Below are 13805 nucleotides of genomic sequence, written 5' to 3'. Positions count from 1 at the left end.
TAATGGATGCTTTTGAGTTCAAGTTTCAAATCTGCAGATTAAATTGAGATTTACCTGTATTAGATTTGAATAATAGGGTTAATCATCATATTCAAGAAATATGAATCTTACATAATCAACTAATGGCAATTTTTTTAAGTTTTTAACTATTCATTTAGCATATGAAGCAATGGCTTACGTGTATTGTTTTTATTAATGATTAAGTCGTTACTGTATTGAATGTTTCTAATGAAAATTTTTAACTCAACTACTTAGCGGCTCTATTTTTGTTTATAATGATCACAAAATTACTATAAACAGAAGTCGAATATGCTGCCGTTGCTATCTCACCATCAAACTTTAGAGCCTATTTATTTACGTTTTCTAGATGACCTTGAAGCATCGTCTTTTGCCGGTGAAATAGATAAGCGTTACAGCGCCAGACTGATTCAAGCCACAGATAATTCTGTTTACCAGTTTTTACCACAAGCAGTCATTTATCCCCTTAATCAGACAGATGTCGAATTAGTACTCACTTTGGCGTCAGACCCTCAATATAAGCAAGTGACTTTTAGTGCCCGTGGCGGCGGAACGGGCACTAACGGCCAGTCGTTAACTCATGGGTTGATCCTTGATGTTTCAAGACACATGAATCAAGTGATTGAAGTCAATGCAGAAGAAGGCTGGGTTAAAGTGCAAGCGGGTGTGGTAAAAGATGCGCTTAATGATGCCCTAAGACCACATGGTTTCTTTTTTAGTCCCGATTTATCAACCTCAAACCGCGCCACCGTTGGCGGTATGATTAATACTGACGCATCTGGTGCGGGCTCTTTAGTTTATGGTAAAACCTCAGATCATGTATTAGGGCTCACCAGTGTGTTAGTTGATGGTAGCGTATTAACTACAGCTCCAATTGAGGCAGATGCTGCCTTAACTCAAGAAGTTGAACCTAATCCATTTGCTCAAAATATCATTCGCCATATCGCTAAGCGTTGTCATGAAAAGCGTGAATTAATCATTAAGCAATTTCCTGCCTTAAACCGCTTTTTAACCGGTTACGATTTGCGTCATGTGTGGAATGATGATTTAACCCAATTTGATTTATCACGCATATTAGCAGGCTCAGAAGGTACCTTAGCCGTACTAACTGAAGCTAAATTGAATATCACGCCGCTACCTAATACGCGGATGATGTTGAATATTAAATATGACTCGTTTGAATCAGCGCTGCGTCATGCACCATCGTTAGTTGCCGCGAGTGCGACAGTGGTAGAAACCATCGATTCTAAAGTGTTAAACCTTGCTCGAGAAGACATCATTTGGCATTCAGTGTCACACCTGATTGAAGCTGTGCCTAATAAAGTGATTGAAGGACTCAACATGGTTGAGTTTGCTGGTGATGAAGATGATGTTAAGCAACGTATTGGTAAGCTAGAGGTCGTTTTAGCAAGGCAATTAGCCAATGAAGAGGCGGGTGTTGTTGGTTATCAAATCACTTCAGATAAACCGAGTATCAATAAAATTTACGCTATGCGTAAAAAAGCGGTAGGGCTATTGGGCGCAACAAAGGGACGCCGTAAACCATTAGCGTTTGCTGAAGATACCGCTGTTCCGCCTGAAAACCTCGCAGATTTTATTATGGAGTTTCGCGACTTATTAGATGGGCATGATCTCAAATATGGCATGTTTGGCCATGTGGACGCGGGGGTTTTACATGTGCGTCCAGCGCTGGATATGTGCGATGAGGCTGACGAAAAATTATTAAAAACCATATCTGATCAAGTGGCCGAGCTGACGCTTAAATATGGTGGTTTGATGTGGGGCGAGCACGGTAAAGGCGTGCGCGGCGAATATGGTCCTGCAGTATTTGGCGACGAGCTTTATGGTGAGCTTGAAGACATCAAAGGTTTATTCGACCCTGAAAATAGATTAAACCCAGGCAAGTTGGTGGCACCTAAAAACAGTGGCCCAATGATGTTTAACGTTGATAGTGTTAAACGCGGTAAATTTGATCGTCAAATCCCTATTGAAACCAGGGATGCATTTCCTGATGTGATGAACTGTAATGGTAACGGCCTGTGTTTTAACTACAGCAGTTATTCATTTATGTGTCCGTCTTTTAAAGCGACTGGCGATCGTATTCACTCACCAAAAGGCCGTAGTGGCTTAATGCGTGAATGGCTGCGATTATTAGAAGCTGAAGGCGTTGATCTTGATGCTCTTGCAAAATCAAAACCATTAAGCATCATGCAACGGGCGCAAAATAGCCTTAACAGCACCCGAGATTATGACTATTCCCATGAAGTGATGGAATCTTTAAAAGGTTGTTTAGCCTGCAAAGCCTGTTCTGGTCAGTGCCCTGTTAAGGTCGATGTACCTAAGTTTAGAGCGCAGTTTTTCAATATTTATTACAAGCGCTATATGCGACCAGCGAAAGATTACCTTGTCGCGGGTATCGAAGATATGTTGCCAATGATGGCAGCGATGCCAAAGGTCACCAATTTAGCTTCGCAGAATAAACTGAGCCAATGGGTTATCAAAAAGTCGATTGGTTATGTTGATGCCCCCGCTTTGTCAGTGCCAACATTAAAACAACGTTTAGATGGCCATGAAAGCCGTGGTTATGATTTAGAAGCGCTACAAGGGATCCCAGGATCTGAACGGGAAAAGTATGTCTTAGTGGTGCAAGATCCTTTCAATAGTTTCTATGATGCAGAGTTAGTATTCCGCTTTATTCAATTGATTAAAGAAATGGGCCTTAAACCCGTATTATTGCCGTTTAAGCCTAATGGTAAACCGACTCATATTAAGGGATTTTTAGATAAATTTGCTAAAACTGCGCAGTCTAGCGCAGACTTTTTAAATCAAGTTCATGGCTTAAATATGCCGATGGTGGGGTTAGATCCCGCGTTAGTCTTGTGTTACCGCGACGAATACAAAGAAGTATTAGGTGACAAGCGTGGTAACTTTGAAGTCCTATTGGCCAATGAATGGCTAACAGATGCCATTAAAGGCTTACCGCAACTTGCACAAACAGAGCAGAAATACAGTTGGTTCAGTCATTGCACAGAATCAACTGCTAAACCAGCCACGCCATCAGAATGGAAAAAGGTGTTTAGTCACTTTGGCGCCGATTTTGATGTGATTAACGTGGGTTGTTGCGGTATGGCGGGCACTTATGGTCACGAACAAGATAACCTTGGCCGCTCTAGCAAGCTCTTTGCTATGTCATGGCAGCCGACATTAGATGGCATTGACGATAAAACACAAGTATTAGTGTCTGGTTATTCTTGTCGCAGCCAAGTCAAACGTTTTGCAGGCTTTAAACCTAAGCACCCCATTGAAGCTTTATTACAATTACTAAAGGCAGCTAACGAAGCTCAATAACGAAGCTCAATAACGAAGCTCAATAACGAAGCTAATAATGAAGCTAATAATGAAAGTCGAATAAGCTTTAGACATGACTGGTGCGAGTTACTTTTTAATTCTTCGCGCCAGTTATTGTTGCCGCTAAATAACGACATAGAGTGGTATCAAAAGGGAGTTGATAGATGACAAAAACCGCCTCGAAAAATGCTATCAGTGTTTCGGCACAGCTCAAACAACTCAGCTTAACCCAATCAAAAACTCAAACGTATTTACACTCTAAATCAAATACTGATGAATCTGCACTGCTATGCAGTGAAGCGCCCATGTTTGATATTAATAGTGAAGGTGAGTGGTTTTACCTTGATAGCCCATTACCAGCCAAATTTGCTAAGTTATTTGCTAGTGTCCTTAATTGTATTAATGGCGAATACTTTCTGATAACGCCAGTAGAAAAAGTCAAAGTCACGGTTAAACGACACGCAATTGTGTTAGTTGATTACCAGCTAGACGATAAAGATGGATTAACATTCATTAGTAGTATTGGTACTGAGCATGCTATAGCTAATATATCTGAAGTGGCGTTATTAGAAGATGCCATTGAAATAAATATAGAAAGGGGCGTTAAAGCGGGATTAGGCCGTGCTTGTTACTACCGATATATTAATCAATTTGTAACAGACTGACTAAAATTACGGTCTTATACGTACTAGATCCTGTATTGAATGATAACCTGTTTATATGATAGTAATCTAAAGTACAACTCAACAGTCGTATTCTTAGCTTGATTCGTTATCAGACCAGTAGCTAAGGGTTGATGAGCATGTAGGAGCGGTTTATGAAACGTTATGAAAGTCTTTATTATCAAGTATCTCACCTTAATATCATGCTGCAAAATGAGCTTGATCAGCGCCTTAAGCGTTATGATCTCGACATTAAACTCTGGCCAGTTCTATTTTCTTTATGGCAAGAAGAGGGCATCAGTCAAACAGAGCTATCTAAGCTTTGCGATGTGGCCAACTACACTATGACTCGTCTGTTAGATCAGCTTCAGGTCCAAGGCTACATTACCCGTCATCAGGAGTCTGATAATCGCCGTGCTTTTCAAATATTTTTAACCGATGCAGGAAAGGCGTTAGAGCAAGACCTCATTCGCGAAGCTGAGTGGGTTAATCAAAAGTGCCTTGCACGGTTAGATGAGCAAGAACAACAAACCTTGTTACAGCTTCTAAACAAGATTAATCAATAGTAATTAGTGTTTAACTCTTAACTAGTCGTGAAATACATTTTTATCTTAGAAAGACAGTAAATGTATAAAAATAAAGGCCGATAATGATTTCATTAACGGCCTTTATTCGTTTTACAGAAAGCTAACTCTGCCTTGAGTTACAGTGAGCAATATAATTGATACTAGCTGATATCTTATGCTTCTAAGTCTTCATGTTTATGTACGAGATTAAAATCTGCCAGTACTGCATAAGCACTCGGGATGATAAACAGCACTAATAATGTTGAAGTGAAAATACCAAACACAATTGAGATGACAATGGGCTTAACTACTTGCGCCTGTAATGAGGTTTCCATTAACAATGGTAATAAGCCTGCTGCGGTGGTTAAAGACGTCAGGAATACCGCTCTGAAACGATCGCGACTGGCTTTAACGACTGCTTCTTGAATGTTATCGCCTATGTCTACGTGATGGCGAATGTATTGCACCAACAAAATAGAGTCGTTAACCACAATTCCCGCAAGAGAGACAAAGCCTAATATTGATGGCATCGACAGGCTATGGCCTGTGAGCAAATGGCCCCAGAATACGCCGATTAATGCTAAAGGAATGGCTAGCATGACAACGAATGGCTCTAAATAACTTCTAAACTGAAAGCTTAAAATCGCAAATAAGCCAAATAGACCAATGATGAAGCCTTGCATAAACGAAGCGCCAGTTTTAGCCGTTTCTTTTGCAGCGCCTTCATAATCTACTTTGATCCCTGGGTATTTTTCACGAAGCTCATTAGCAAATTCAGTTCTCACTTTACCTACAATTTCACTGCCATTGGCTTTAGTATTGTCGATATCTGCCATCACAGTCACTGTGCGCTGACTTTCAATACGTTGAATACGCACGTATGAACGCTCGTAATCAAGGGTTGCTACCGCGCTGAGCGGTAGTTGGTTGCCATCGCCCAACATAATTGGGAAGTTAGCCAATGCTTGCAAATCACCCGCTTGTTGTTTATTGAGGCGTACCTGAATCTCAATATTTTCTGGGCCAGCTTGTACATCGTCGGCGGTTTGACCAAAGTAGGCGGCGCGCAATTGCGATGCAATCATTTCGCCATCTACGCCGTAGTTTTCTGCGCCATCTCTAAGCTTAACTAAGACTTCTTCTTTACCCGGCCTCATGTCATCTAAAATGCCGTTAACACCCGAGAACTGACTTAAATAGGACTGTAAATCAACCGAGGCCATCTTTAAGGTTTCAAGGTCATCATGTTGTAAGCGTACTTCCACATCGCGCCCAGCAGGCCCCATTGAAGGTTGTTTAAACACTAACGAAATCGGCGCGGCAATATCACCACTTTCAATACGCCAATCTTCGATGAAATTGTCAATTAAGGTTTCACGGGTTTCGGCTGATAATAAATCTAATCTCACGGTTGCAACATGCGGTCCTGATTCTCCGGCATCAGCATTCATATTGTATTGCTCGGTGATATAGCGAATGAGATCTGCGTCTTCTTGATTTTTCTCTGTGTATTTTGCACCGACTTTATTCGCACTGGCGACGAGTTTTTCAACCACTTGCTTGGTCTGATCTAGTGTTGAGCCCGGCGGCAAAATAATCCGCGCTTCAGCGATATCTCCGTCAAGCTCTGGAAACCCAACAAACTTAACTGCGCCACCTGCGACTAATGCCACAGAGATAAACAGTAAGCCTAAAGTCGCGCCAAGACTGGCGTAGCGCCATTTCACCACAAAGGTTACGGCATCCACTAGGGTGTTATTACGAAAGTATTCGAATTTTTCTAAGAATACTTTTTTAAACTTAAGTGGCGGTTTCTCTTTTTTTTGTGATTTAAGAGAATGACTTAAGTGATTTGGAAGAATTAAAAATGCTTCGATAAGGCTGACACTCAGCACCATAATCAATACAAGTGGCACCACGGATAATACATCGCCCATTTGCCCATCGAGCCACAATAAACTGCCGAAAATAAATACCGTGGTTAAAAAGGATGAAAATACACCTGGAGCGACTTTTTTGACTCCTTGGGTGACCGCTTCATTAACGGGCAAACCTTTTTCGACATGGGCTGCAACAGACTCTGCAATCACAATGGCGTCATCCATCATGATACCAATGGCCATCAATAAACCAACAAGGCTCATGATGTTAATGGATACCCCAAATACCCACATTAAGAATAGGCCACCCATAAAGGCGACGGGTAAACCTGCAGAGACCCAGAATGAATAGCGCAACGAAAAAAATAGCCACATTGAGAAGAACACCAAAATGATCCCCTGCCAGCCATTTTTAAGCAGCATAGACAGCCTGTCTTGCAACAGTGATGACATATCATTGGTTAAGGTCAATGTGACGCCATCTGGGGCGACGAGTTGCTCTTGGGCGACAAACTCAGTGACTCTGGCTTTAATTCTAAGGGCATCATCAGCTTTGTTCTTTTGTATTTTAAGTACCGCAGCGGCTTTACCATTAAAAATGGTGTGTTCTTCTTCAAGTTCAAATAAGTCTTCTATTTTGGCTATGTCACGTAATCTGACGACGCCGCCTTCAGGGTTTGAAGAGACAATGATTTTGCCTAAATTTTCAGGCGTGATGCGGCGTTCATCAAAACGAATCAATAGGTTTTTATCTGATAACTCCACGCTACCGGCAGGCATTTGTACATTTTGGCGTCCGACTTTGTCTGCTACTTCAGCGACCGTGAGCCCCAAACGTCTAATATCTGCTTCATTAAGCTCAACCCGTATTTGGTGGTCAGAAAAGCCAGATACTGTGACTAAATTAACTCCCGCATCAATTTTCAGCCGTCGTTTTAAATCTTCTGCATATGATTTTAAATGCGGCAAACTGGCATCTGCAGCAATGGCGATATCGACCACAGGTTCAGCCCAATCAAGCTCTTTAACTGTAGGTGGATCGATTTGCGATGGAAAATCTTTAATGGCGTTAATTTCGGTTTGAATATCCACTAAACTGCGGCCCATATCAGCAGAGCCTGTTAACTTAACCGTTAACGAAGCAAAACCTTCTTGGGCATCACATTTCGTTTCTTCAATATCGCTTAAACCATCAATGGCATCTTCCATGCGTAAACACAGGCTTTCTTCCACTTCAGCTGGCGATGCGCCGGGGTAAACTACACTGGCGATAATGTAGGGCGGACTAAACTCAGGGAAGGTCTCGCGTTTAATTTTACCGATGCTGCTTAAGCCAACAACAAAAAATGCCAACATCATCAAGTTCGCGATGGTGGGGTGGCGAGTGAAAAAGTTAATCACTGATTGTTCTCCCCATTATCTTTTTCATCACTCATTTGTGTGTCACTTGTCTTGGAATCTGCAATTTTAAGACTCATACCTGCAATGGCAGGAATTAAGTCGTTGGTCACGACTTGGTCGCTATTTTTTAACGCAGGCTCACCAGTTTGACTGGCTATGGCAACGCCATTTTTAGTGCGATACACCACATCAACCGATTTTATTTGCAGTTTACCTTCGTTATCCATCAGATAAATTTTATCGCCGTGCAGTGCTTTTTCAGGGATCACAAACTGATTGGATGAGTAACCATTGATGTAGGCTGTTACAAACATGCCATTAGTTAACGGCGGACGCTTAACTAAGTTCATGTCGTTAAAGTCTTGTTCAACCTCAAGATAAAAACCGATAGTAGCCTGGTCTGGGTTAATCGTGTCTGCAATACGGGTTAACTTGGCTTGCCATTGATGATGTTTTTTGCCCATGTTGATTTCAACATGGCTGTTAAAGTTTACTCGCTCAATTGACGGTAATGATGCGCTGTCTCTTGGAATATCAGAGATGCTGGTAATTAAAGTTTCAGCATCTTGCAATGATAACTCAGCTTTGATTTCAACCGCGCCTAACTGATGCGCTTCAAATAGCACTGCACCACTCGATACTGCTTGAGCTCGTTCGATATTCACTTCAGCGATACGAGCATCAAATGGCAAGGTAAACTGGGTATTATCTAATTGTCGCTGGGCATCATTTAATAAGGCCTGATTGACTTTAACTTGAGCCTGCGTGACTTTGCGATCATCTGGCAGCAAACTTAAGCTGCTGTTCAAATCTTGAACCAGATTTCGCTGGGCTAATAATGCTTGTTTCTGGGTTTCTAATTCAGATTTTGAAATCAAGTTTTTGGTGTTAAGGGCTTTTTTACGTTGGTATTCTTGATCCACTAAGGTCAATTTTTGCTGTTCAATTTCTAGACTGGTTTTTAAATTGATTTCTTGTTGATTAAGCTGAACTAATTGCGCCTGAGCGCCGTTATAGTTTGCTTCTGCCTGGGCGAGCTTTAATTCATATTCGAGTGGGTCGATGACCAGCACTAAGGTGTCCGCTTTAATTAATCGACCAGTTTCTAATTCAGGGTGACGATAAATGATTTTGCCACCGACTTCAGCGATGCCTTGCCAGCTGTGTTTAGGGGCGACTCGGCCGTAGGCTTTGATCACAGGCATACTTAGCTGTTTATCTAGGCTTATCACTTCCACTAACCGTGACTTATCGTGACCTGCTTCTAGTTCAGGCGATGAACGCAGCGCAATGGCGGCAAATAAAATCATAAAACCGGCTGCTATTCCGGGAAATACGTAACGTCTTTTTAAGCTAGTCATGTTTAGCGGTCCTGGCTTGGTTGAAATTCATCGGCAATGAGCCCATGACGTAAAAGCCTTGCATTGTGTTTAGCAAGCTTTTGTAAAAATTCGGGGCTGCTTTCAATACCTATTGCTTGTTTAAACAATTCAGGCATTAAAAAAGGAAAAACCAACAAACTGACAAAGCTCATTTTGGCGCACATAATGTCAACTTCGGGTCTGAGAATATCCGCCTGTTTGAGTTGATCAAATACTGTCATTCGCGTTGCTGGAAACAGATCCAATAAATTGGCCTGCAACTCTCGATTACTGTCTGTAGGCGATAGGTTCGCGGTGCGATAAATAAGTTTCGGGAAATCCGGATTTTGACTCATTATTGAATAATATGTCGTGAGAATTTCTTCAGGGGAGCTTGCGGCATTTTGCTTGTTTGTTTGCACAATTTTGTCGAACATTGGTGCAAGGGTCTCTTTAACCATTTCACTGAATAACCCCATTTTAGACTGAAAGTAGTAGCGAATAAGGCTTGCATCAACACCTGCTTGTTGAGCAATGGCGCGAACTGACACTTTTTCATAATCGCTTTCTACAAATAGCACTCTTGCGGCATCAATTAAGGCGCTGCGTTTGTCCATTTGGGTTAATGGTCTTCCTGCTGACTTTTTAATCGTGGCCATGGTATTGCTGAGGTAATGTGTAATTCTTCAAGTGTAGAATATAGTAAGCTAATGTGGTTATATCACTAAGCTAATTAATTCTTCAATATTCAACAATTGATGAATAAATTACGATTTTAGGCACTGGATCACAATTTAATCGGGCAGGTTAAGCGTGGTTTAGCGAGAATAGAAAAGGCTAGCACGATGCTAGCCTTGCATTCGCTTATACTTATTCAAACCAAAAACCTAGGTTGATAAAGTATAAGCTGGTGGACTCAGTGATTAACTTGAATTACAAAGCGGTGGTTAAAATTTCACGGCTGACTGCTAAATCGATATCACCATGTTCACCTAACTTTGTCATGCCATGCTTTTCAAGAGCAGACACTAAAATATCAACTTGCTCCTCACCCACATCAATATCACTTAAACGTGTTGGTACCTGCATCAACTTAAAGAAGTTTTCAGTGGCGACAATCGCTTGATCAATTTTCTGCTCATCGCTACCGGTTGTGATACCAAATACACGCTCAGCATATTGAACTAATTTGGCATGTTTTTGCTCGCGACGAACTTTCATAACCGCTGGCAGTACAATTGATAAAGTACGTGCATGATCAATACCGTGGCTGGCTGTTAATTCATGTCCAATCATATGGGTTGACCAATCTTGTGGGACACCCGCACCAATTAAACCGTTCAATGCCATGGTTGCTGACCACATGATGTTGGCTCTAACTGCTAAATCTTCTTTAGTCTCAGTTGCTAGTGCTTTTGGACCTTCTTCAATTAATGTCTGCAGTAAACCTTCGCTGAAGCGGTCTTGAACTTTACCATTAACGTCGAAGGTTAAATATTGCTCCATAATATGGATATAAGCATCTACAACACCATTACCAATTTGACGATCCGATAAAGATAAAGTCACAGAAGGGTCTAATACTGCAAATAATGGACGCACTAATGGGCTACCAAATGGTAACTTGTTACCGTCACGAGTAATCACAGAGCCACCATTGGACTCAGAACCTGTTGCAGGAAGGGTTAAAACTGCTCCTATAGGTAATGCCTGTTCAACTTTGGCGCCTTTTGCGACAATATCCCAAGGATCTTGACCATCAAATTTAGCTGCCGCAGCAATAAATTTAACCCCATCAACAACTGAACCACCACCTACAGCAAGAATGTAGTCGATATTTTCAGCTTCAATGACAGCTTGCGCTTTCATTAACGTATCGTATTGAGGATTTGGTTCTACACCAGAAAATTCAAACCAAGTGTGGTCTTTTAGTGCCAGTTTAACCTGATCATAAACACCATTTGATTTAATTGAACCACCGCCATAAACCATAAGTACTTTTGCATCAGCTGGGATTTCTTGGCTAATAGCACTGATTTGATTTTCACCAAATAAGATTTTTGTATTGTTTTGAAATGAAAAATTAAGCATGAGAATGTCCTAGTATCAATAATAATCTTTATTAAGCGTTTATGTGTGATGCTAACTTTTGTGCAGTTATTGATGAACTTGCAGGGTTCTGACCAGTAATCACTAAACCATCTTGAACTGAAAACGCATGCCAGTCAGCGACTTTTTGGTAATCTGCGTCACGTTTTTGTAATTCATCTTCAAGCAAGAAAGGCACCACGCTTGTTAATTGCACGGCATCTTCTTCTGTGTTGCTGAATCCTGTGACAGCTTTACCTGCAACTAACATAGTGCCATCGCTGTTTTTAGCATTTAACAGTGCTGCAGTTGCGTGACATACCGCTGCTACCGGTTTGTTTTGGCTAATGAACTGCTCAATTAACTCAATTGATGTTGTGTTGTCGGTTAAATCCCATAATGGACCGTGACCACCAGGGTAAAATACACCATCGAAATCATCAACGTTAACTGTCTCTAACATATGCGTGTTAGCTAATAGAGCTTGTGCTTCTTTGTCATTATCAAAACGGCGAGTGTCATCAGTTTGAAAATCTTCTAGCTCACTACTTGGGTCAATGGGTGGTTGGCCACCTGCTGGTGAAGCTAGAGTAATATTAAAACCAGCATCTTTAAAAACAAAGTAAGGCGCTGCAAACTCCTCAATCCAAAAACCAGTCTTTTTACCTGTGTCGCCTAAAGCATCATGAGAAGTTAATACCATTAATACGTTTTTAGTTACTTGAGTCATGGGAAGTCCTTGTTTAACTGTTCTGGCAAAGCATTGGGTTTTGCACATGCCGTAATATTGAAGCCATTATAGAAACGAGATTAATATCTGACAATGCAGAGTAATTCGACTTCATTGTTTAAATTATTGATACAATGAGCTGATTAAGTTAACGTTAAGCTCATAATAGGGTTATTTGCGATAGGAGGGATTTGACGGTGAATGTTTCTTTTGAACAGCTCAAAAGTATGGTGGTGTTTTCACAAGTAGTGGAACAAGGGAGTTTAAGTGGCGCCGCTAAACATATCGGACTGTCTCGTGCTGTAGTGAGTTACCATCTGAAAAAACTAGAAGCGCACCTGCAAGTTAAGTTACTCAATCGTTCAACAAGAAGTATTAGTTTGACCGAAGAAGGGCAAGCCTATTATCAGTCCTGTAAGGTTATTGCAGAACAAGCTTATTCGGCGAATAAGCAAATTGAAAATATGAAAAGCGAACCAATGGGTTTGATAAGAATGACTTGTCCGGTTAATGCAGGGCTTGAGAACATTGTGCCTGCACTGAATGAATTTAAACGTATGTACCCAAAGATTGAACTGGATGTCATGTTAACAGATGATATCGTGAATATTATTAATCAAGGTATCGATATCGCAATTCGTGGTGCACCTCTGGTGGATTCGACATTACAGGCAACTAAATTGTCTGTACTGCAAACGTGTTTATGTGGCTCGCCTGAATATTTTAATAAACACGGTAGGCCTAAATCACCCAGTGACTTAAGTGTTCACGATTGGGTTATTTATAAACCGTTAAAAAAAGTGCTTGAGCTTAAAAAAGGTAGCCGCTCTTTTAGCATCGAAATGAAGGGCAGTATTAGCACCAATAATGCATCAGCACGAACCGCGTTTGTTGAAGGGGGCCATGGTATTGGCCGGATCCCCACTTATGATGCTTTACCCAAAATCAAACAGGGAACCTTAGAGTCAGTATTAGATGATTATCAATTCAGTGATATTAATATTTATGCGGTGTTTCCGCCTGGCGCTGCAGATTCTAAAAAGATAAGACTTTTATTAGACTTTTTAAAAGCATATTTTGACAAGAAAAGTGTACGTATGGAATTGAACCATTAATTGTTCCTGATTATTCAGGCGTTTAATCAAACATGTAAATCGACTAAAATTTATACTTACTAGATAGTAGGTTTGTACCCTGCTTGATGTCTTGAAACTGTGGTATTTATGCTTTTTTTATTTGAAACATTATTTTAGGTAGGGTAATCAACAGACCATACCATCCGGTAAAGAAAACCCAACCAGCAAACAAGTTTATAACCTTGCCATGTGTTGTTTCGTAATGAAAAGAATAGACATCTAGGTTAGTCATTATTGATAACCAAAAAGTCGATGAAAGCACAATCATTAAGACACTCAATGCAAATAATGAAATGGCAGTAACAGCGTTCACATTCCTTTTCTGTTTTGTTTTTATACTGTTTTGGCAGTGACAAATTTTCAATAGTTCGACTCGTTCCATTTCGCAATGTACGCACAAAATTTTTCTTTTGCCAACTTGACTCATCGATGAAGCTTCCAGTTTATCATTAATGTTATTATTAGTTTATTAACTATAAAGAATAAAACGTTAAGATTCTGTGTATTAAATCAAAGAAAGTAAGTTGATTTTAAATATTGTCACAGTTAATTATTCTTTTTAGAAATAAAGTGGCTGATTTTAAATGATTATTTATTTTTAAATAAAAATAATTC

9 protein-coding genes are annotated in these 13805 nt (G+C 40.6%); 4 read left to right on the top strand and 5 right to left on the bottom strand.

All coding sequences use genetic code 11. The features are described 5' to 3' along the window. Positions 1 to 309: 309 nt before the first annotated feature. From BCU84_RS11095 to BCU84_RS11085, 3 genes are all read left to right on the top strand, one after another. Positions 310 to 3366 (top strand): FAD-binding and (Fe-S)-binding domain-containing protein, encoded by a 3057-nt coding sequence (locus tag BCU84_RS11095; RefSeq protein ID WP_102528154.1) that lies wholly within the window; start codon positions 310 to 312, stop codon positions 3364 to 3366. A gap of 164 nt (positions 3367 to 3530) precedes the next feature. Next, a complete protein-coding gene (locus BCU84_RS11090; RefSeq protein ID WP_102528153.1) occupies positions 3531 to 4031 on the top strand; it encodes a DUF1285 domain-containing protein in 501 nt (166 codons plus the stop codon). 152 nt (positions 4032 to 4183) lie between these two features. After that, on the top strand, positions 4184 to 4594 hold the full coding sequence (locus tag BCU84_RS11085) for a MarR family transcriptional regulator (protein ID WP_102528152.1): 411 nt from the start codon (positions 4184 to 4186) through the stop codon (positions 4592 to 4594). 173 nt (positions 4595 to 4767) lie between these two features. Here BCU84_RS11085 and BCU84_RS11080 read toward each other — a convergent pair whose 3' ends face one another. The 5 genes from BCU84_RS11080 to BCU84_RS11060 form a co-directional block, all read right to left on the bottom strand. After that, a complete protein-coding gene (locus BCU84_RS11080; protein ID WP_102528151.1) occupies positions 4768 to 7875 on the bottom strand; it encodes an efflux RND transporter permease subunit in 3108 nt (1035 codons plus the stop codon). Then, positions 7872 to 9236, bottom strand: a complete 1365-nt coding sequence (locus tag BCU84_RS11075) for an HlyD family secretion protein (RefSeq protein ID WP_102528150.1) — start codon at positions 9234 to 9236, stop codon at positions 7872 to 7874. The genes BCU84_RS11080 and BCU84_RS11075 overlap by 4 nt, the downstream gene beginning before the upstream one ends. A 2-nt stretch (positions 9237 to 9238) precedes the next feature. Beyond that, positions 9239 to 9895, bottom strand: a complete 657-nt coding sequence (locus BCU84_RS11070; RefSeq protein ID WP_102528149.1) for a TetR family transcriptional regulator — start codon at positions 9893 to 9895, stop codon at positions 9239 to 9241. 274 nt (positions 9896 to 10169) lie between these two features. Next, entirely contained in the window at positions 10170 to 11327 is a 1158-nt protein-coding gene (locus BCU84_RS11065; protein WP_102528148.1) for an iron-containing alcohol dehydrogenase, read from the bottom strand. Between the two features lie 31 nt (positions 11328 to 11358). Further along, on the bottom strand, positions 11359 to 12054 hold the full coding sequence (locus BCU84_RS11060; protein ID WP_198589564.1) for a type 1 glutamine amidotransferase domain-containing protein: 696 nt from the start codon (positions 12052 to 12054) through the stop codon (positions 11359 to 11361). A 197-nt stretch (positions 12055 to 12251) separates the two neighbouring features. Here BCU84_RS11060 and BCU84_RS11055 point away from each other — a divergent pair, with 197 nt between their 5' ends. Beyond that, positions 12252 to 13169, top strand: coding sequence for a LysR family transcriptional regulator (locus BCU84_RS11055; RefSeq protein ID WP_102528147.1), 918 nt, complete (start codon positions 12252 to 12254; stop codon positions 13167 to 13169). Positions 13170 to 13805 lie beyond the last annotated feature (636 nt).

It is taken from the genome of Shewanella sp. 10N.286.51.B7, assembly GCF_002873615.1.
Lineage (GTDB): Bacteria > Pseudomonadota > Gammaproteobacteria > Enterobacterales > Shewanellaceae > Shewanella > Shewanella electrodiphila.
Note: the sequence above shows the minus strand (reverse complement) of the source record. Positions and strands in the feature narration are given on the sequence as shown.